At 34.2% G+C, this 21,022-nt stretch carries 18 protein-coding genes and 4 pseudogenes; 14 read left to right on the top strand and 8 right to left on the bottom strand.

Annotation, left to right across the window (positions count from 1 at the left end; genetic code table 11):
• The first annotated feature begins 8 nt into the window (after positions 1–8).
• The 3 genes from NSQ40_RS16860 (at position 9) to NSQ40_RS16850 (ending at position 1,963) form a co-directional block, all read left to right on the top strand.
• The gene (locus tag NSQ40_RS16860; protein WP_098716124.1) at positions 9–761 is read left to right on the top strand and encodes a hypothetical protein; all 753 of its coding nucleotides are present in this window, start codon (positions 9–11) and stop codon (positions 759–761) included.
• 90 nt (positions 762–851) lie between these two features.
• Positions 852–1,604 (top strand): quorum-quenching N-acyl homoserine lactonase AiiA, encoded by a 753-nt coding sequence (aiiA, locus tag NSQ40_RS16855; RefSeq protein WP_033796294.1) that lies wholly within the window; start codon positions 852–854, stop codon positions 1,602–1,604.
• A 227-nt stretch (positions 1,605–1,831) separates the two neighbouring features.
• On the top strand, positions 1,832–1,963 hold the full coding sequence (locus tag NSQ40_RS16850; protein ID WP_256388725.1) for a hypothetical protein: 132 nt from the start codon (positions 1,832–1,834) through the stop codon (positions 1,961–1,963).
• 257 nt (positions 1,964–2,220) lie between these two features.
• Here NSQ40_RS16850 and NSQ40_RS16845 read toward each other — a convergent pair whose 3' ends face one another.
• From NSQ40_RS16845 to NSQ40_RS16835, 3 genes and pseudogenes are all read right to left on the bottom strand, one after another.
• Complete coding sequence (locus NSQ40_RS16845; RefSeq protein WP_258248608.1) at positions 2,221–5,004, bottom strand: dynamin family protein; 2,784 nt, start codon at positions 5,002–5,004, stop codon at positions 2,221–2,223.
• 304 nt (positions 5,005–5,308) lie between these two features.
• Positions 5,309–5,449: pseudogene (locus NSQ40_RS16840) on the bottom strand (IS6 family transposase); the annotation flags it as partial.
• A 246-nt stretch (positions 5,450–5,695) separates the two neighbouring features.
• Positions 5,696–6,907: an IS110 family transposase gene (locus tag NSQ40_RS16835; protein WP_003203522.1), complete on the bottom strand. Its 1,212-nt coding sequence runs from the start codon at positions 6,905–6,907 to the stop codon at positions 5,696–5,698.
• A 495-nt stretch (positions 6,908–7,402) separates the two neighbouring features.
• On the opposite strand from NSQ40_RS16835, the gene NSQ40_RS16830 reads away from it, so the two are divergent.
• Positions 7,403–7,567, top strand: coding sequence for a hypothetical protein (locus tag NSQ40_RS16830; protein WP_003207814.1), 165 nt, complete (start codon positions 7,403–7,405; stop codon positions 7,565–7,567).
• A gap of 105 nt (positions 7,568–7,672) precedes the next feature.
• On the opposite strand, the pseudogene NSQ40_RS16825 reads toward NSQ40_RS16830, so the two are convergent.
• Positions 7,673–8,032: pseudogene (locus NSQ40_RS16825) on the bottom strand (DUF1801 domain-containing protein); the annotation flags it as partial.
• Between the two features lie 250 nt (positions 8,033–8,282).
• On the opposite strand from NSQ40_RS16825, the gene NSQ40_RS16820 reads away from it, so the two are divergent.
• Complete coding sequence (locus NSQ40_RS16820) at positions 8,283–9,956, top strand: IS200/IS605 family accessory protein TnpB-related protein (protein WP_258248510.1); 1,674 nt, start codon at positions 8,283–8,285, stop codon at positions 9,954–9,956.
• 276 nt (positions 9,957–10,232) lie between these two features.
• A pseudogene (locus NSQ40_RS16815) lies at positions 10,233–10,520 on the top strand (MFS transporter); the annotation flags it as partial.
• Positions 10,521–11,075: 555 nt separating this feature from the next.
• On the opposite strand, the pseudogene NSQ40_RS16810 reads toward NSQ40_RS16815, so the two are convergent.
• Positions 11,076–11,273, bottom strand: a pseudogene (locus tag NSQ40_RS16810) (methyltransferase domain-containing protein); the annotation flags it as partial.
• A 511-nt stretch (positions 11,274–11,784) separates the two neighbouring features.
• Here NSQ40_RS16810 and pdxR point away from each other — a divergent pair.
• The 4 genes from pdxR to NSQ40_RS16790 all read left to right on the top strand — a co-directional run bounded on the left by pdxR (position 11,785) and on the right by NSQ40_RS16790 (position 16,229).
• On the top strand, positions 11,785–13,227 hold the full coding sequence (gene pdxR, locus NSQ40_RS16805; protein ID WP_003198784.1) for a MocR-like pyridoxine biosynthesis transcription factor PdxR: 1,443 nt from the start codon (positions 11,785–11,787) through the stop codon (positions 13,225–13,227).
• Between the two features lie 11 nt (positions 13,228–13,238).
• Complete coding sequence (locus tag NSQ40_RS16800; RefSeq protein ID WP_018766238.1) at positions 13,239–14,153, top strand: D-alanine--D-alanine ligase; 915 nt, start codon at positions 13,239–13,241, stop codon at positions 14,151–14,153.
• Between the two features lie 314 nt (positions 14,154–14,467).
• Complete coding sequence (locus NSQ40_RS16795) at positions 14,468–15,682, top strand: aspartate aminotransferase family protein (protein WP_003207806.1); 1,215 nt, start codon at positions 14,468–14,470, stop codon at positions 15,680–15,682.
• A gap of 139 nt (positions 15,683–15,821) precedes the next feature.
• Positions 15,822–16,229, top strand: coding sequence for an NUDIX hydrolase (locus NSQ40_RS16790; protein ID WP_003207804.1), 408 nt, complete (start codon positions 15,822–15,824; stop codon positions 16,227–16,229).
• 54 nt (positions 16,230–16,283) lie between these two features.
• On the opposite strand, the gene NSQ40_RS16785 is transcribed toward NSQ40_RS16790, so the two are convergent.
• The gene (locus NSQ40_RS16785; protein WP_018766241.1) at positions 16,284–16,742 is read right to left on the bottom strand and encodes an ArsR/SmtB family transcription factor; all 459 of its coding nucleotides are present in this window, start codon (positions 16,740–16,742) and stop codon (positions 16,284–16,286) included.
• Between NSQ40_RS16785 and NSQ40_RS16780 the strand changes: the two genes are divergently transcribed.
• Positions 16,741–17,271, top strand: a complete 531-nt coding sequence (locus tag NSQ40_RS16780; protein ID WP_098188042.1) for an MFS transporter — start codon at positions 16,741–16,743, stop codon at positions 17,269–17,271. The two genes, NSQ40_RS16785 and NSQ40_RS16780, sit on opposite strands and share 2 nt — an antisense overlap.
• An 81-nt stretch (positions 17,272–17,352) precedes the next feature.
• Here NSQ40_RS16780 and NSQ40_RS16775 read toward each other — a convergent pair whose 3' ends face one another.
• On the bottom strand, positions 17,353–17,817 hold the full coding sequence (locus NSQ40_RS16775; RefSeq protein ID WP_018781811.1) for a DMT family transporter: 465 nt from the start codon (positions 17,815–17,817) through the stop codon (positions 17,353–17,355).
• A gap of 14 nt (positions 17,818–17,831) precedes the next feature.
• Positions 17,832–18,254 (bottom strand): DMT family transporter, encoded by a 423-nt coding sequence (locus NSQ40_RS16770; protein WP_003198769.1) that lies wholly within the window; start codon positions 18,252–18,254, stop codon positions 17,832–17,834.
• Between the two features lie 128 nt (positions 18,255–18,382).
• Here NSQ40_RS16770 and yeiL point away from each other — a divergent pair, with 128 nt between their 5' ends.
• The 3 genes from yeiL (at position 18,383) to NSQ40_RS16755 (ending at position 20,980) form a co-directional block, all read left to right on the top strand.
• A complete protein-coding gene (gene yeiL, locus NSQ40_RS16765) occupies positions 18,383–19,075 on the top strand; it encodes a transcriptional regulator YeiL (RefSeq protein ID WP_018766244.1) in 693 nt (230 codons plus the stop codon).
• A gap of 261 nt (positions 19,076–19,336) precedes the next feature.
• Entirely contained in the window at positions 19,337–20,404 is a 1,068-nt protein-coding gene (locus NSQ40_RS16760) for a flavin-containing monooxygenase (protein ID WP_098188041.1), read from the top strand.
• Between the two features lie 327 nt (positions 20,405–20,731).
• On the top strand, positions 20,732–20,980 hold the full coding sequence (locus NSQ40_RS16755; protein WP_003198762.1) for a hypothetical protein: 249 nt from the start codon (positions 20,732–20,734) through the stop codon (positions 20,978–20,980).
• The last annotated feature ends 42 nt before the right edge of the window (positions 20,981–21,022 follow it).

Below are 21,022 nucleotides of genomic sequence, written 5' to 3'. Positions count from 1 at the left end.
GAGGAACGGTGAATAAAGTGAAATGGGGATCATGTGTTATATTTTGTTTCCTTGCTATTGGTCTTTGCTTTATATTAGCGATTGGAATAACGAAAGGCGCTTTTTTCGCAAAGGAACAGGTAATAGATTCTTCTCAATCAAAGGTAGGAGAGGGTGGTGAACCGCTAACACCAAGAAAATGGAAATCCATAGGAGAAGGAACGCCGATGGAACCAGGGGAGGATTCAGGAGTATTATATGAAATTGAAGATCCACCAGATTTTAATAAAGATGGATATTATAAGAAAGGGGATTTCAAAGGAATTCCTCGAGATAGAAAGGTGCCAATTGGCGGCGAAGAGTTTCTAGGAGTTAGCACTGAAAATATATTTATACAAATTGGCATCCTTTTCTTAGTAATATTAATCGTATTTTTCATCTTTCGTCGTATGCGGAATAAGAAGCAGCAGATTCATAATATATCTTTGAAACAAAAAGAAATACGAAAAATTGGGACCGATGCAGAACCAGAGGATCAAGACAGCTTAATCCTTCCAGCAGAAGAAGTGCGAGCAATGCTAATCAAATGGGAACTAACTTTACCGAAATTTGAAAAGAGAAGGTTTCAAGAAACGGTTCAACAATGGTTTTCCCGTATTCGCAAAAGCGATGATATTATTCCAGTTTATGAGAAAGTAAGATATGGGGAAGGAACTGCTTCAAATGAAGAATTACAGATGATGCGGAGATGGATAAGTGAACATGTAAAGAAAAGTTTATAGTGAAAAAAGAGATAGAAGGAGAAAGTTTGCTATTAGCGGAAGTATTACTGTATTGTTTCATCCAAACTGATATGAGAAGGTGGATATAGAATGACCGTTAAAAAACTTTGCTTTTTACCAGCTGGCCGCTGTATGTTGGATCATTCTTCTGTTAATAGTACGCTTACTCCTGGTAAACTGTTGAATTTGCCAGTATGGTGCTATCTTTTGGAAACGACAGAAGGTCCAATTTTAATAGATACAGGGATGCCAGAAAGCGCAGTAGATAATGAAGATCTTTTTAAGGGAACGTTTGTTGAAGGGCAGATTCTTCCGAAAATGAAACCGGATGATAGAATCGTAAATATTTTAAAACGAGTGGGTTATGCGCCAGAAGATCTTCTCTGTGTTATTAGCTCTCATTTGCATTTTGACCATGCTGGGGGGAATGGGAGCTTCAGCCATGCACCCATTATTGTGCAACGAACTGAACATGATGCAGCTTTACATAGAGAAGAATATTTAAAGGAATGCATATTACCAGATTTGAACTATCAAATGATTGAGGGAGATTATGAAGTAATGCCTGGTGTTCAGTTGCTCTATACACCAGGGCATTCCCCGGGTCATCAATCAATACTCGTTAAAACGGAAAAGTCAGGTTCTGTTTTATTAACAATTGATGCATCTTACACACAGGAAAACTTTGAGCAGGGTGTCCCGTTCGCAGGATTTGATTCAGAAATGGCCTCCCAATCTATTAACCGATTAAAAGAAATTGTTTTGGATGAAAAACCTATCGTTTTCTTTGGGCATGATATGGAACAAGAGAAAAGGTGTAAAACATTTCCTGAATTTTTATAATGTACTCATTTTATGGAAATAAAACATAATATAACTACACCTTTTTTTCATACGGATTTATGGAGATATGATTTTCTAATAAAATTTAAAAAGGTGGAAGGTATGAGGGAAATCATAATGCTGTTTAGTATAATGATATGTTTTTTTGCGTTAATTGGGTGTGATCGCATATTCATATGCTGGAGAAAGTAAGCATTAGAAAGGAAAATATGTTATCTCACAAACGGATGATAGCGAATTTGGAGAAGGTTCAATTACTTATAAAGGAAAAGATAGGGAAAACATCAATGAAGCAAAATGGAAAGTTGAGAATAGTAGTGGCAAACAAGAAGGAACGGGATTTATTGATAGAGGCATAATTCAATTGAAATCATCATGTTCAGGTTGTGCAGTACAGGATAAGGAAGAAGCATTTCTTGTCACAATTGAATGGGGTGGAAAGAAAGAGGCATTTGAAATGAAATACAAGTAAGTGTGATTGTTGGGCGCATGCCAGACGGAAGTTTGATGAAGCCTTAAAGGCTTTACCTGATTCACAGAAGGGGAAAAAAGTGAAGTAAACAAAAAAGTAACTCCAAAATCAACTTTTATTGTATATTTTGGAGTTACTTTACGGTTACTCTATGCTTGTTTCTAAAGTTAAATCTGTATAGGAATTATCCTCACCTATATTTAAGATTACTTCACATTGACGTAATCTTAATTTAAAGAGCGTTATAGAATCATGATAAACTTCAGGATTTGATCTCATTTTATGCAGTGTATCTTGTTTTTCTTGTATTTCTAAATGAGTGTTTTCTATAGCTTGTTTCAACGCGCCAAATGGATTTTTAAAGAACATATTAATATCCCGCTCTAGTGCGTTTTCAAATAGCTCAAATTGCAAGAAAAATTTGTTTATAATAGAAGCCGTTACATCGGTATAATCTTCATTTTCTAAATACTGTTTGTATTTGTTATATAGCATAGCTTTATTTTTAGGAAGAACTCCAAATAATTTCCCGGCACTTTTCAATAAAAATTGTGCTGGTGTAAATCGGCGTAAGATATTTACTTCTTCCATTTGTATTCTAGTTGTCATTCTATCAGTATCTCTGCGCCAGTCATCAAGCACTTTAAAGTCACATTCTAACTGTATTCGATTTTCTCCACATAAAGAATTAAGTCCTTCACTGATTTCTTCTAAGTACGATTGACTTTGAAGGAATTCGTTATTAGAAATTGCAATCCAATTTTGCATAGAGCGAGCAAGATTAGGTAACACAGTTTGTTCTAGATATTTTTGAACTCTTTCGTTCATCGCTGTATTTAGTTCAATATCAATGTGCCCAAAATCGCTTTCTTCGCTAATTAAATCAGAACAACTCTGCAATAGTTTCGGAATATGTTCTGTAAGATCATTAGTAATTTCGTTTTTCATTGTACGATATGATTCTGTAATTAAATGAATTTTTTCCTTCTCAAAAGCAGTAAGGTTATTAATAAAACCATTTAGTTTAACTAGCATATCTTCATTCCAATTAATAGAATCCACTAGGTTGTTTTCCATCTCGACGCGTTTATCCAAAAGATATGTAATTGTTTTTCGAATGAAAAACAATAGCTTTTCAGTACGTTCTGCATCGATATTTTTATGGTTAAAGTTAAAATGAATAAACTCAGTTAAATCGTTTAGTTGTTGACTATTTGTATATAACGAAGAGTAAGGGAAAATTCTCGCATGCGGGAAATATGCGTTTATTCTCGCTTGCGTATCATGTATAACTCTTTTTGCTTCTGCTTCACTGTAAATGTTATCGATTTTATTTAATAAGAAATGAATTTGTAGATTTGGTGTATGTTCTTGAATACTTAATAGAATGTCACGTTCTTTGTCAGTAAAAGGTGAATCCGCATTCAATACGAATAATAATTCGTCTACAGAATTTAAATATTCGAATGTCTCATCTCTAGTGTCGTTGTTCCTATTAAAGCTAGGTGTAACAACGAATGTAAGTTTATTTTTACTTAAAAATCTGTATGGTAATTTAAATTCAACACATGCTCTATCTCTATATGTTTGGCGGTATAGAGACATCATGTTATGGAAATCAGAGAAATTCTCAGTTGTTGTAATTGTTGAATCTGTTATAGCGTTAATTTCTGTATGAGCGTCATTTTTAAAGACAACTACATTTGAGATTGAGTTTTCTAATATATTTTCTCCTAGTATAGAGTTAATAAATGAAGCTTTTCCGTTTCCTGAAGTTCCAGTTACTAAAAGGCGATTTGTTCTTAAATCTGCAAGCTCGCCAACTAACCATCTAAATCGATGACCCATTTCTAAATCATGTTTTTGTGCCCACTGTGTAATAGATTCAAAAAGATGTAAACTATACTCTAAGCCATTCACATGATTAATAGAATATGACAGTAGGTTTTCCGCATGTTTTATATTTGCTGAATCTATTTTGGAAGGGAAAATCTCATCCCATGCCAATACTGCTGCAGATGGAAATACAGAATGAGACGGATTGGCTACCTTTAACCAATTTGTTAAAAGATTTGGAATGATATCGTGTAATTGTCTTAGCGTATATTGACCTTGAATTAATTCAAAGTACGTTTCTTCGTAAAGAGAAGAAATTTTGTCCCATATATCGGACGAATGTATTTCGATATGTAAGAAAAATTCATTTATTGTTTTAAGCCATAATAAGTAATTTTGTTCATTTTTATAGCTGTGCCAAAGTGATGAAACAATTTGCGTAAATTGTACTTGATCTACATTATTTAATGTAACTAATACTTTATAAAAATAGTCTGGTGAAATATTTTTAGTAAATCCTTTATCGATATATTCTTTTAGAACCTCAAACCATGGAAAAGATTCTGTTCGAATTAACTCATTCACAGCAAGCTCTACTGCACTGTCAAAATCTTGCTGTTCTTCATAAAAGGAACGTGCAATTGTTGTGACGTTTGGATAATCGGGATTTAAAGAAACCGCTTCTTTAATAACAGCGAAAGCTGAATCAAGATTATTTTGCTCGATGTAAAGAGACAGTAATTGCAGTACAATTTCGGTCATAAGTATTTTGTTATCAGTAGTAATGGAGGTATAAACATTTTCAGCAACTGATAATTGGTTAAGTTCGAAGTAAGCATCCGCAATATTTTTTTGTGCCCATGGTGCTAATTCATTACTGACTTTCTCCCATTTAAAAATAGCTGTTTCAAAATCTTGATGGTGATAATAAAATTCACCTTGTGCAAAACGAATATAAGATCCATCGGAAATCTCATTTTTTTGTTCGTTTAAATAAGCTCCTCCAAGTACTTGAAGAGGTGGATGTGTTTCATTCTCCATTAGGAATGTTTCATAATATATCTTTTTTATTAATTGTTTTTCTAATCTCATTTTTCCCTCCACTATATCTTTAAAAATACATTTTTCTCCATTTGTCAATATTTTTTTGTATTTATGCTTTTTATTTTAACAAAGAATTTCTTTTGGAAAATTTCAATTTCCTTTCATTTTTTAAGTAAGATTGAATTTTAATGAGAAAAGTTTCAGTTTTTTTTCAATTTCCTTTCACTTGTGAAACAACATTAGATGTTCCTAATAACTCAATACGAATATACATTAAGTTGTAATATTCCATGTAGGGTTCTGTTGCAAAGTTTATTAAAGAATAGAGGAAATCATCCAAAAGCTCTTTATTTTATGTAATTGCAAATAAATTTCGCAATTGATCATACGCCGAAAAACCGAAATCAGGGTTCAGATTTCGGTTTTGTTTATATAAAGCGTGAACGGTTTCAATGCCTTTCAAGGTTCGTGAAGCATGACGAAGACCAACAAAACACCCAAGAAATCCGCATGTTCCACCTCCTACAGAAGAATGGACGGAAATCTCATCGATATGAGAAGAAAACAGTCTTTGATATTTCTTACGATTAGTCAATCCTTATTTTTAGATTTTTAATCAATTAAATATCGCAAAGCCTATATCATATATGTTAAATTTAATGCAAACTAAATACCCCTAATATGTATTCGTTTTTTTACTAGGGGGAATAAATATAGTATGATGAATGAGACTATGATTTCAGGCGGTTAACCGATAATCATAGTGTATGTTATGTGTAATAAGGTAGAAGAGGAGCTTCAATAACTTATTTACACATGCGATTGACGCAACTTTATGACATTTGTTATAAGGTTGCGTTTTTAATTTATCATAATACTCAACAATGTGGTTCTGTCCGTAACGACGTAGCTTTATCATGTTCTGGATAATGAGAAAAAGAAGCTTACGCAGATGCTTATTTCCACGTTTATTGATCTTATCTTTGAAAAAAGTTTTTCCTGATTGAAAACGGCGTATATCAATACCTGCAAATGCATTAAGTTGTTTGTTATTTTCGAAGCGAGTAATATCCCCGATTTCAGCTAACAAACGTATAGCCGTATTGGGACCTATTCCCGGAAAACTAAGAATAATTGGATATTCTGTGCGACTTTCAGCTAATCGTACCATCTTCGTGATACACTGTTCTTTTTGATAAAGGAGCTCCTGATAGCGTTTCGCGTACGATTTGAGTTGTTCACATAAAACGTCATCCTGACGTACGGCTGGATAAGAATACCTGGCAGCCTCAAGTACTTCCATAGCTTTCTTTTCTGCTATGCTGATTGAGATGTTTTTATTGGTATTCTTGCGAATCTGATTCTTCATGACCGTTTTGGAAAGATTTTGAACAAAATCTGGGTGAGGGAATAATTGAACAAAGTTTAAAAATAAATCTGACTTAGTTGTGAAAATCTGTTCCAATTCCGGAAATGTCAACTGAATGACTTTATGCATCCGGCTACGAATCAAAGATAATTCGTCATCCAGTTCACTATAAAACCTTGAGAGTGATTTTAATTGATAAAATAAGTTATCTGTGCCTGTCTTTTCCCTCCGGGAAGCCGTGAAATGTGTGAGAGCTAATTGATGCGCGTCGCTTCTATCGGTTTTATGAATCCGTAAGGAATCGCATTGTAATTTCGCTTCTAAAGGATTCAACAGAAAGTATTCAAACTTGTTATCTTGCATAAAACGCTCTAGTTGTCTCGAATAGACACCAGTTGCTTCGAACACAATATGAGGTGATTTTTTATTTTCATTCATAAGTTGATCTATTCGTTTTCGTAGTTCTTCAAAATCGGGCTTAGAATGATTGATTTCACTTTCAAAAATACATTGTTTTTGAGCATTATAAATAACCATATAACTCTTTCCCATACTAACATCAAACGCAATTACATGTTGCATATTTTGCCTCCTTATGTAGAATTGAAGTCCTCATCTTACTCTTATCGATTCCCATTTCTTATACACGATCTCAAGGATCCACATACTAAACTGATTCAAATAAGGTAAGTGAAGAAGATCTGTTTTGGGTACGGATTTAAAATCCCAATATCAAAGCGACCTATTCTTCACTTCTACTATAAAAAAATAGTAGTGTAAACCAATGCCTTGGTTTACACTACTAATCTTAGTATGTTTTGGGTGTTGTCTATGAGTCTAATGGATTGAGAAAGCAAAAGAAAGTGCATCATTTTTAAAAGTAGGCCTATTGAGGCTTATTCTCCGACACTGATTTTTAGAGCGGGATGGATAGATGATACCGCCCGCCCTTTTGCGAGCCGGTTTACCAATCTTTTCATCAGGATCCAAACGATTCCGCTCCTGAAAAAAGTTACATTTATTTCCTTAATACACCCGCAAATTAAGAAGAAAATAGTTATCAGGAGGTGATAAAACATGAACAATGAAAAGCAAAGAAATACCGATCACACGCACCCGGTAGAGGGGAAATATTGTAGTAATGAAGGGGAAAAAGTTTGTTCTGGTGACCGTACGTTTGTATGTAAAAATAATCATTGGATAGCTAGAGGTGAATTTTGTCCAGACGATAGTACGATGTAACTTGTGTCAAAGCGATAAGGCCTGAGAAATCAGGTCTTTTTTTACGAAAAATAATGAAGATGTTGTCGTTGTAATTCCTGTACGCTAAGGAACCGACTTTTTTAGATTGGCTGGTTCAACTAAACCAGCTTTTTCAACTTCAATGGCTTCATAAATATGGGCTTTCAAGATGGTTTCCATTTCAATTATTTCTTGAACATTGGTGAACCGAATCTGGCGCGCCGCCTGTGCATTCTCCGTTTGTTGGACTAGAATCCCATGGGCATCCTGTAACAAGGCACCTTTGTGAAACAGAAGCGCACAATATTCTCTAAATCCATGTATTAAAACTATGTTTTTTTTCTCAAACGTGTAACAAGGATGCATCCATTTAAATTCTTCGGTTAGCTCACAGTCAAGAACGATATTTCTCAACTTCTCATATTCTTCCTTCCACTTTTTGGCTGCATTTAAAAATTCATCAATCTTGAATCATTTTCCATTATCCACTTGGCAAGCGTTCTTGATTTTCTGGCAAGATGGCATCTAAACAATTAATATTTTTGGCAATTAATTGTTTTATCATTTTAACCGAGAAGACCCCCTCCTCTAAACGAAGTGAAGGTGGGGGATGAATCGGTTTTGTCTTTTTTAAAGAAAATGTCTCTTTTTTTAATAGAACGTATGTTTGTTTTGTTGTATAATGATTTTATCAAACAAAATGAAGTGAGAACAGGTGAAGAAAGCGTATTTTTCGAAACGGATCTATAAGACGGATTTACCACATGAGATGGTAGATGCATTAACACAGACAATCGAAACATTTAATCGGGCGAAACGCTTTGCATTTCAAACAATCGTCCGGGAAAAACGGTGGAACCGTAAGATGCATACAGACAGTCTTCATCTTGTTCTCAAGCGAAACTATCAATTGAATGATTACTATGCAAACAGTGCGATGCAAGAAGCAAAGGCGTTGTTTACTGGTTTAATGGAGTTACAAAAAATATATGAGAAACAAACACAAGAGAAGCTAAAGAAACTCAAGAAAAAATTGAAACAAGAACGGACAAAACTAACAAATCTTCGTAAAATCAAACAAAGTTGTGTGAAGGGAAAGCTGGCGTTTCCGAAAAACACCCGCTTCGCGAAGCACAACAACCTCATCTCCTTATCTCGTAAAAAAGACACCTTAATTTGGCTGAGTGAATATCTGTTTGAGCACCAGTACTTAGATGTTCAAATTAAAAGGATTCAGGCAAAAATCGGCCTTTTAACCCACCGGCAATACCGTTTAACGCAAAAACTTTCATCCTATCAAACGAATATTCCAAGCGCAGTATTTGGAAGCAAAAAACTGTTTCGCTCCCAATTTACCATCGATGAGTTTGTACGTAACCATGATAAATGGAAAACATTATTTTCCCGTGCTCGAAATAAACAACTTATATTATCTGGCCGTAAAGATGCCAAACATGGGAATTTTTCGTTTCAGTACGTGCCTGGGACAAAGGAATTATGGATGACGATAAGTTCCGGGGAAACACTTACGTTTCCATCTGTTACATTCCCGTATGGACAAGAAATCATGGGAGAAGTAATCACAACCCAATTACAGTGTAAGAATAAGAAAAAACATGGTAAACCGATTGCATGGTCTGTTGAAGACCACGGGGAGTATTACATTGTAAAATGTTTACTCGATGTGCCGAAAAACCCTCATACGAATTACAGTAAATCAGATGGTGTCATTGGTGTGGATTGCAATCTCGAACATTTTGCTTGGGCAAATGTAACGAAGGATGGGAATTACAAAGGAAGTGGTTCCCTCCGTTTTTCAATTCTAGGTAAATCCACCGGCCGAATCACAAAGATAATTGAGGCGGAAGCCATTCGCTTAGTGGATTTAGTGGAGCGATATAACAAACCAATTGTACTAGAGAAATTAGATACGACTCAATTGAAAACAGGGGATCGCTACGGGAATAAGAGAGCGAATCGAATGAAGAGTATGTTTGCGTATGAGAAGATGACAAGTGCAATTCTGGGTCGTGCAGATAAAAGGGGCGTTGCTGTCTTTCAAGTGAATCCCACTTACACTTCGATCTCAGGAAAGATGAAATATATGCGGAAACTCGGTATCTCTATTCATCAATCCGCTGCTTTTACGATTGGACGCAGAGGGCTAGGGTATAAAGAAAAAGTGCCCCAAGTGCTGCAGCCGTATATTCCAAAGAAAGAGGCGCACCACTGGAGTCATTGGCATCAACTGAATAATCGATTGGATATTCGCACGCATCATTTCTATCAGCTATACGATGTAGATCAGCCGAAAAAAGCCTTACAAATCGAACGGTTACACTTGTTTGAAAGTGAAAAGAAAAAACTAGCAAAGCTACTTGCACGATAAAAAAGGACGCTTTGTCCCAGTCTCTTACGCTTATTACCAGAGCAGATAACAAGTCTAGGAACTGGATGCATGACAAGGTATTCTACTCTCGATATAAGAAAAAGTAGCTGTACCTGTTGTGTTTTCCTTTCGTTGGAAGATAGAATGGGTCGTCTTACATAAGGACACTACTGAACTTCTATATCGTTGTATCCTCTTTGTTGAACGAGGGGAACTGTTTTTGCTAGGGCAGAAACAGGAGAATCCCCCATCTACCTCAAGCTCGTGTAGAGGTAGTTCAATTCTATGCCTTTAAATACAGCAGGGTTGAATGCTTTACCAAGAGAATTGGGTTCACACGGTTCAGCGGTGAATAATACTATACGCCAATTATCTGGTGCCATTGGAACAGCAGTTGTCATTACAGTGTATACAATTCAAACAACTTCACACGCCTCTGTGCTATCTATGGAAAATGGAACTATTACAGCTATCCAACTAGAGAAATTAGCTTCTATCTTGGGCTCAAATGATGCTTATACCTTTATGTTAGTTTTATCTATTGTAGCGTTAATATTTGCATGATTTATGCCTAAAAAAACAGCAATACCAAAAGCAAAGGTTAACCAAGTAACAGATTAATTAATGTCATATTCAAGATGAAAGTTAAAGCAAGTGACCTAATAATTGAGATTACTTGCTTTTTCATTATAATTGTTTAACATAGCCTTAGATAAAAATAGATCATTAGTATTGATCCTTCAAACTAATGGCATAAAACATCGTATCTTTTTTAGAAATATCATGACTTAATTTCAAATTCACAAAAAAGCTGGATGACTTGCCCTTGAGCTTTTTTTAATAAGTATAACAAAACTGATTTATTATAATTGTTTATGAACTTAACTTTATCTTATAGAGGAATCGATCTGCAGAGGGGGATCTCAAAGAAAAAATAAAATTATCCTTAGAGTAGGAAAACTAAAATTACATCTTCCAAAAAATGTCTTAGCGTGGGTTTTATGTCATTTGGTTGGCGGGACCACATTGCCATCAAGCTAAGAAATTCATTGTTCCCCAAAACGAAAAAAATGAGCTAAATTATTATACATAACTTTGGAAAGATAAAATCTTTGTTTTTTATTTTGAATATTCAGAATTACAATTTTTACAACACATATTAGCTGAACTACTAAACCAAAAAATGAGACTCAGAGATACTACATCAAAAGATTCATTAGGGAATTGTAATTGCTCTGCATTCATTGGTAGAAGTGTAATAGGTTTTTCATGTGTTTTTGCTTTGTTTAACAAATCTTGTGAGAGATCAATTCTTGTAAGCTGGACATCAGAAGGTAGAAAACGAAAGTCTTATCTGGTTCCAACGCCAACCAATAAAAGATGCTGTTTTGATTTGAGAGGAAGAGGAGAAAAAGATTTCTTCCTTGCATTTATTCCGCTATTCGTGGGCAGTAAGAATCCCAACTCAAACTTCAGCAAAAGCAAAGAAGTTAGGCGGGGGATCAACTGTCCGTAAAAGCCCGATTGGTGAGGGCTAATAATCAGAGGGGGATGAAGAAAAACCCTCTGATTAAAGTTTCACTTTATAAATAATTTGTTTTGCATTCTGTAATCATGAATTACAGAACCAATTTTATCTATAACTTTAAATTTTGTGAGATTGTAGGTTAATAAAAATAGGTGTAGATGTAAAATAAAGTCATGATGTTTGTAAAAAAGCTGTATGAATGGTGTTTTAAACCATACCACTAGTGAAAGAAAATACACATGTGGTGGACCTTTTGAGATAGATGTAATTATGTAAAAATGTTAGTAAGGGGGCAAGGAAGTGTTTAATGATTTTAAGTTTGTAGACAATCGTCCGGTGTATATCCAATTGAAGGATCATTTGAAAAAAATGATTATGAAAGGTCAACTATTGGAGCATCAGAAGCTCCCATCTACCCGAGAATTAAGCAAATTATTATCGATTAGTAGAACTACTGTTCTCACTGCTTACGCAGATTTAGAACAAGAAGGCCTAATCTATGCGATAAAGGGAAAAGGAAATTTTGTAGGGAAGGTCGATGCATCCCAAACACCATCTATTGAACTAAACTGGAAAGAAAAGCTCAATAAAGTTACCTTGCAAGCTGATGAATTGGATTTAATGAAGCACGGTGTTCGCTGGGAAAAAGGCATGATTTCATTCAATAGCATTGCCCCGGATGAAAAACTTTTTGATGTTGAAAATTTTAAAAGGGCTTTTTTGACGAGGTTATCCAATGAAGGTGATATCATTTTGAACTACGGATATGCCAAAGGTTATAGACCCCTAATTCATTACCTTCTTCATTATATGGAAATGAAAGGAGTAGACATTTCCAATAAAGATATTCTTATCACGAATGGCTTCACTGAGGGTCTGGATATTTTATTGTCTTCTTTAGCTAAAAAATCCGGGCGTATTATTTGTGAAAACCCTACCCATCATACTGCATTAAAGCTTTTTCGATTACATGGATATGAAATCCACGGGATGGAGATGAAGGATGATGGTATCGATATTTGTCAAGTTGAGAAAAGTTTGTCCGAAACAGATTTTGATTTTGCATATCTAATTCCGTCCTACCATAACCCTACCGGGATTGTCACCTCCTCTGAAAAAAGGTCTAAAATTATGAAACTTTTTTCAAAATATCAAATTCCAATTGTAGAGGATGGATTTAATGAGGAATTACGTTATTCAGGTTCACATTTAGCGCCGTTATTGACTTTTTCCGGACCCGGGAACAATGTTATCTATATTAGCAGTTTTTCAAAAGTTCTTTTTCCGGGCTTACGTGTTGGTTGGATTTTAGCGGATAAGAAATTAATCCACTACTTGGAAAGTATGAAAAGGGCACGAAATATTCATACGTCCACATTGGATCAGGCAGTACTGTATCAATATTTACATGATGGCTATTTCGAAAAATATTTAAAAAAGGCCAAGTCAATTTATAAGAAAAAATATGAACTAGCCCTTAATTCTTGTAATCAATACATTCCATTTAAAAGAATGACTGGAGATGGCGGACTTCATCTTTTTATAGAGTTAGAAAAAGGAATAAATGCACGTATACTTTTGAAAAAATGTTATCAAAAGGGAGTTGTTTTTTCTCCTGGAGATGTCTTTTACACGGATGGAAAGGGAAGTAATACGTTTCGATTAGGATTCTCTCGGTTAAAAGAGGAAGATATTCTCAATGGGATTAAGATAATTGGTGATACCTTAAAAAATGAAAATTAGGAGTTGGAACAATGAGAGTTGGCGTTATTATGGGAGGCGTGTCTTCCGAAAAACAAGTGTCACTCATGACAGGGGAAGAAATGATTGCACATTTGGATAAGAGTAAGTATGAAGTAGTGCCTATTAAACTAAATGACAAAAAAGAGCTTGTTGAAAAGGTAAGAAATCTTGATATTGCATTGTTAGCACTTCATGGAGAATATGGGGAGGACGGTACGATTCAAGGTACACTAGAAACTCTCGGTGTTCCATATACCGGAAGTGTCATGCTATCAAGCGGTATTTGTATGGATAAAAATATGTCGAAAAAAATGATTCGTTATGAGGACATTCAAACACCAGATTGGATTCATCTTTCAAATACGGAAGAGCTTCAGCTTGATGAAATAGATAAAATGGGATATCCGTTAGTAGTAAAACCAAATTCAGGTGGTTCCAGTGTAGGGGTAAAGATCGTATACGATAAGGATTCTTTACTTTCTTCTCTTGAGGATGTATTCAAATGGGATTCTGAAATAGTGATTGAAAAATATATAAAGGGCGAAGAAATTACATGTTCTATTTTGGACGGAAAGCTTTTACCAATCATTTCGATTCAACATACGGCTGAATTTTTTGATTATCATGCGAAATACGATGATATCGCTACGATTGAAGAGGTTGTGGAACTTCCGGCTACAACATATGAACGTGTTGCCGAAGCTGCAATGACCTGCTATAGAGCATTAAAATGCAGTGTTTATGCTAGGGTGGATATAATTATAAAAGATGGAATCCCGTATGTGATGGAAGTGAATACATTGCCGGGGATGACAAAAAATAGCTTGTTGCCTAAAAGTGCCCATGCGGCAGGAATCTCATATAGTAAGCTGTTAGATATGATTATAGAAACCTCATTACAAGTTAGAAAGAGCGAAGGTTTCTAATGGTGTATAAAATTAAAATATGATTTGAAATCTTAAAATTCTAACAAAAACACCATTTCTAGTTACTCAGTTCATTTAGGTCTATGTGAATACACAAAGCTTTTGATAGTTGTATGAACTAAAAATTATTTCGTTTTTTCTATTATTCGCGAAATATATAAGGTTTTTGAAAAGGGGAGTAAACAAAAATTCTATGCTCATATATTTTTTCTAACATGTAAATTGGATGACAGTGTAGTCAATTCAGAAGTTGTACCGAAATTTTGTGTTGGAAAATGTAAAGATAATAGGATTACACCTAGGGGGAATCATGCATGTCCGATTGGTCTCAATTAGATAAAGAATATGTAATGTCTACGTACCACCGCATACCGGTTATTATAGAAAAGGGTGAAGGTTGTAAGCTTTATGATGTGAATGGTAAAGAATATCTTGATTTATTCTCTGGTGTAGGAGTGAATATATTAGGCTACAATCATCCTAATATTATAAAAGCCACCTTTGAACAAGTTACAAGATGCTTACATCTTCCCTTTCATTTCTTAAACCCAGTTGCTATTGAATACGCCGAAAAATTAGTCAATTATTCTTTAAAAGATGGGAAAGTCTATTATACAACCTCTGGTGCGGAGGCTACCGAGGCAACCTTAAAACTAATCCACAAGTACAGACATATAACAAATCAAAAACGTGATGGAGTAATTGTACTTAAAGAAAGTTTTCATGGACGTACATTAGGTGCTCTTCACTTTACAAGACAAGAAAGTGTATATCAAAATTTTCCGCGTACGTCTATTCCTGTATATGAAGTGGAACGAGAGAATTTAGAGGAACTAGAAAGAACCATACTCAAGGAAAATCCAATTGCTATTATGCTAGAGCCAGTATTAGGAAGTGGTGGGATATATCCTTTGTCGGGTGAATATTTAAAAGGTGTTGAAGAGCTTTGCAGACAGTATAATGTGTTATTTATTGTTGACGAGGTGCAAAGTGGGATAGGGAGAACTGGAAAATTGTTTGCTTATCAGCATTTTGATATTACGCCTGATATTATTCAATTTGGTAAAGGAGCGGGAGGCGGTACACCTTTAGGGGGAATAATAGTAGGTCCACGACTTTATGATATATTCTCACCAGGTGATCACGGAACAACATTCGCACATTCACCAATTGGTACGGCTTTAGGATTAACTGTATTAAAAACATTAATGGATGATGGTTTAATGCAACAGTCTTATGAAACGTCCTTATATTTAAATGAAAAACTTCAAAAAATCCAGAAGGAAAACTCCTCTTTTATCGAAGAAGTACGTCATTGTGGAATGATGTTTGGAATCAGTATTCACGACACGAATGAAAATGTAAAAAAACTACAATTAGAATTACTAAATAAAGGCATGCTTGTAGACGTTACAAAGGGAAATACAATTCGTTTACTTCCCCCTTATATTATTACAAAAGAAGAAATCGATGAATTTATTCATCAGTTTATTTCCTGTATCGAAAAATCATTCGCATTGACAAGCTGATTGTAGTAAATGCTTATTCTCTCTTCTATTTACTATTGTGGCGTTAGAATAAAGTCGTACTGTTATATTCCTTTAGCTATTATTATAGTTAAAGGGATATTTATTTTTTGATGAAAGGCATTGAAAGGAAGTTGTTCATATGAGTAATCCAAAATATTATGTTTCAGCGGGTGTAGTCGTTTTAAACGATGAGGGGAAGATCCTGTTAATTCGTAGCCCGCGTAGAGGGTGGGAGCAACCAGGAGGGCAAGTTGAAGAAGGGGAATCTATTCAAGACGCTGCTATAAGAGAAGTAAAAGAAGAAACTGGGATTGATATTTGCGTGACAAAGTTCTGTGGTATATATCAAAATCTAAGTTCAGGTGTTTGTGCGACTTGTTGGCTAGCAAAACCGATCGGGGGTAAGTTAGAAACAAGTAGTGAGAGTTTAGAAGTCGGATTCTTTACGGTTGAAGAAGCTTTACAGATGGTTACGTGGTCAAATTTTAAAGAGAGAATTGTAAAAAGTTTAGATGAAAAAGAGCAACCTTTTTTTGTGGTGTTTTAATAGATAATATAGGGTAATCAAAAATAGAGAAAGTATAGCTTTCTCTATTTTTGATTAACGTTTTATATGATTTAAAAAGGTAATTGTTTTTTCAACCGTAGTTTTATTAATCGAATAATACTTTGTTTTACCTTTTTTTCTCACATGAAGGAGATCGCCGCTTTCTAGTACAGCTAGGTGGCGAGATACAGTGCTTTGGTGTAATCCAGTTTCATTAATAATTTCTTGGGCAAATAATTCTTTATGATTAGCAAGCACCGTTAATATCGTTAAGCGTGCTTGATCCCCTAAAGCGGTAACAGTAGGGGTGATTTCGTCTATAGTTAAAAGAGTATTGGGTGTAGTATTTTGTTGTGGAGATGTTGACTTTGGTTCAAATAAAATATACAGTATCTCATCAACTTTAAAAAGAGATAAGAAGTTTCCCATATGCAATGTTGGAATAAAAGTAATGTTTTTGGAAGAACGAATTGTTTCAATCCAAGAACTGTCAGGATATAATCCGGTAATCATGAATACATGGGTTTGGAAAGTTGGATTATTATTATCATTGGGAGAGTTCACAAAAGAGAGTAAAGAAATTTATAGTGTCATTCAAGGGTTCTTTGGATGCGTAGTAATCATTACAAATATGATGATCCCCTTCATATGGAAAAACTTGAATTTAACTATTTATACAATCGCGTCTATCATCTGGGGTGTTGGGATCTTTTTGCTTGGATTTACATTTAATATTTCATTTTACTTTGTTGGAGTATGTATAGTCGGGATTGGTCTACCGTTAGCGGGACTAACGAGGGTATACATATTACAAAAACTCGTTCCGAAAGATATGTTAGGGCGAGGGCTCAGTTTTAATGCAGTTTTGCTTTACTTAGCAGATACAATATCTCTTTTGGTATTTGGAATTCTGTCTATATTTATTTCTCTAAATGTTATGTTTATTATGTGCGGAATTGGAATGATGATAATGTCAATTGCATTGAAATTCCTTGTCTTTAGAAGACACTCTGTGAAAGAAGAGGAAAAGTTAATGTGTTGAAATTGGAGGAGTTCTTATAAAAAAGGAATAAATCCAATGTAAGCGTGCGGATGTATTCCTTTTCTATTTTTTAAAATGTTGTTAGAGCTGTACTCGACTATTTTTTACAGGTTCGTACGTCTTATCAAGTATTAAGTTATAAGTCAGTCCAAGTAATACTAAAAAGCCTCCGATTATTTTACCGATAGATACATCATTTGATGTGAAGAAATCAATTATAACTCCCATAAATAATTGCCCCACAAAAATCAATAAAGTTAAATAGAAAGATGATATTTTAGGAGTAATATAGTTTGATAATACAATTACAATAACACCAACTAAACCTCCTAAATATACTACAAATGGTATGGAGTGCAATGTCGTAGCTGATACGTGAAGAGATTCATTGCTAAAGAGTAAAAATAAAAAAGAAAAAAACAATCCCGTAATATAATTAACAAATGTTCCTTGGAAAATTCCAATCTTTGCTGCTAAGTTAGCATTAATAATTCTTGCAACTACAATGGAAATTCCGGCTAAAATTGCAATGCAAATATATAACATAGTTCCATCCTCCATTAAAAAATAGTCATTACAACAATTCCTGAAGAAATCAGAAGTAATCCAAACATTTTTTTCTTTTCAAATTTCACGACCTTCATACCTAATAAGCCGAAATGATCGATAATAATAGATGAAACAGATTGCCCAAGTAAACTTAAAGCGATTGTAATAGAGACACCGAGTGCTGTGAAGCTTATATTACTAAATAGTACGGTGAAAACACCGATAGCTCCTGCACTATAAAGATAAAGCGGTATCCCTTTTTGCATGTGAAGTTTGGATTTGCTAACGAGTAAAACAATGACAATGGCAACTAATCCAACGATATGAATCATCACACTAGATGTATAGTTACCTGTCATTTCAGATAAGATCCCATTTAAAGGAATCATAATGGCGATGAAAGCACCTATAATAATTGAGAGTAAATTATACAATGACGTTCCCCCTTTATAAATTTACATGTAATGTATCATGATTAAATTGTGAGCTACTATGACATATGTCATAGTGAAAGGAAGAAATTTTCTTTATAATTAAAATGAGTTACAAAGGTGGGGGATGTATGAAGAAAATATGTAATTCTCATAAGTTAGATGATTATGTGCAAAAGAATAAAATTGCATCATTTTTTAGCAATGATATGAAATCATATATGGAACTATTACTCTTTAAAAAGAATGAGCATATTTGTAAGGAGAATGAAGATATTCACTATCTGTATTTCTTTGTTGAAGGAAAAGCGAAGGCTTATAACACATTAAGTAATGGGAAATCTGTATTATTATGTTTTTATGATAGCTTGCAAATATTGGGAGATGTTGAATTAATCCACTCGCAAAAAACAGCTTCAAATGTACAAGTGATGGTAGACTCTTATTGCATTGGAATCCCTTTAGAAAAGGTGAGAGAACGATTGCTTCAGGATGCAACCTTTTTAAGGTGTATCTGTGGTTCTTTGTCTCATAAGTTAAATAGATTGTCAAAAAACAGTACGATTAATTTACTGTATCCTCTTGAGAATAGGTTAGCAAGTTACATTCTTGCGACTGGAGAAAGACTTATTCATAATGAACAAAGAATTATATTTAATGGGAATTTAACTGAGACATCGGAATTGCTAGGAACAAGCTACAGGCATTTATTAAGAACATTAAATACTCTTTGTGATAAAAGTGTAATTAGAAAGAATAATGGGTACTTTGAAGTGACAAACATCGGCCTTTTAAAAGAGCTTGCGGCAGATGTTTATAAATAAAGAGAATGTAAAAGTATATGTCTAGTGGTATTTCAATAAGAAAGTAAATTATTAAATTGTTACTTATATCGAATTTAAAAGTGCACTATTGATGATAAAAAGTTTCTTATCATCAATAGTGTGCTTTTTAGGTTTATAGGTTGAGTAGAAAGAAGAATTGTTTTCCTTGATTTGTAAAAAAGAAAACTATAATATTAAATTAAACATATGAACATATGAACAATTATTCATATGTTATTGTAATAAAAAGGAGGAGGAAATATGTTAGATGTAATTATAGTAGGAGCTGGTCAAGCAGGTTTAGCTATGGGATATTACTTACAGCAAGGAAACTATAACTTTGTTTTATTGGATGGAGGGAAGAGGATTGGTGATTCATGGAGAAAGCAGTACGATTCTTTACAATTGTTTACACCAAGGGATTATTGTGCATTGCCAGGTATGAGGTTAAATGGAAATCAAAATGAATTTCCTAGTAAAGATGAAATTGCAAATTATTTAGAAGCTTATGCGAAACGTTTTTCCATACCGGTGAGGTTAAATATCAATGTTTCCAAAATAAGAAAGAAGGGACATGCGTTTGAGGTTTTTACTCCTAACGAAATGCTACAATCTAAACGAGTTATTATCGCATCAGGTGCTTTTCAGAGGCCTTACATTCCTTCTATTTCACAAAACCTTTCCAATGATACCTTTCAAATTCATTCTTCACAATACCAATCACCAATGCAAATTCCAGAGGGATCAGTCCTTGTAGTAGGAGGGGGGAATTCCGGTACACAAATTGCAGTAGAACTAGCGAAATCTCGTGATGTTACGATTGCTGTAAGTCATCCGCTTTCTTTTTTACCACTAAAAATAATGAGAAGGAGTATTTTTGCTTGGCTGGAAACAATAGGACTATTATATGCTGGAATCAACACATGGCGGGGAAGATGGTTTCAGAAGCAGAAAGATCCTATATTTGGTTATGAATGTAGAGAGCTTATTCGTAATGGAGCAATAGCATTGAAGCCGAAGGTCGTAAATGCATTGCAGAATAAAGTAGTGTTTTCAGATGATAGCGCATGCAATGTTCAGAATGTAGTATGGTCTACAGGGTTCATACCGAATTATCAGTGGATTGAAGTAGAAGCTGCAATGAATCAAGCAGGATCACCAGTTCATACAAGAGGTGTTAGCGGGGTGCAAGGGTTATACTATATTGGTTTACCTTGGCAACATCAAAGAGGATCAGCACTGCTTTGTGGTGTGGGCCGAGATGCAGAATTTTTATTTTCAGTTATTCAAAAAGAAGATTCAATGTTTAATACAAGAATAAAAAAATAGACCGGTAGCAATTCCTACCGATCAACAATATGTACATGAATTAGGAGAGGTCAAACTTTTATTAAATTTATTATAACGTATTCTGATAATTTAGAAAACTATAAAGTGATCTTTATATGTTGAGAAAGTTTTTTTGTGCTGCAATATATGGAGAATTAAGAATATCGCATGTGAAATATGTAGTATAGGTTTTATTTTCAAGGATAATAATACCAATTTTCGTGTTATTTAGAGATAGATTTTGGTAAAGTTATAATATGGATATTAATTTATATACAATTGTTTTTATTTCTATAGTATGTCTATTAATAGAGAGAGGGATATAGTATGAAATTTGATGATCAACGTTTACTCGGAATTAGATTAGGTTCTTTACTTGTAACAGAAGAGAATCAATATTTAGTCATAAAGAAAAAAGAACATTATTCCTTATTAAATATTGAAACGTTAGAGTGTACACCTCTTGAAGTATCATTGGAGCATCTTGAAGAAATGCTTCACGAGGATCTTCAAGAAAGTATAAAGGAAATCATCGCTCCTGAGCATCTAAAGATTGTAGCTAAAAATATTATATAAAGTAAAAAAAGAAGAATGATAATTTGATGAAAAATGTAATGT

It is taken from the genome of Bacillus sp. FSL K6-6038 (assembly GCF_038050455.1).
Taxonomy (GTDB): Bacteria; Bacillota; Bacilli; order Bacillales; family Bacillaceae_G; genus Bacillus_A; species Bacillus_A pseudomycoides.
This window is presented reverse-complemented; position numbering and strand designations above follow the sequence as displayed.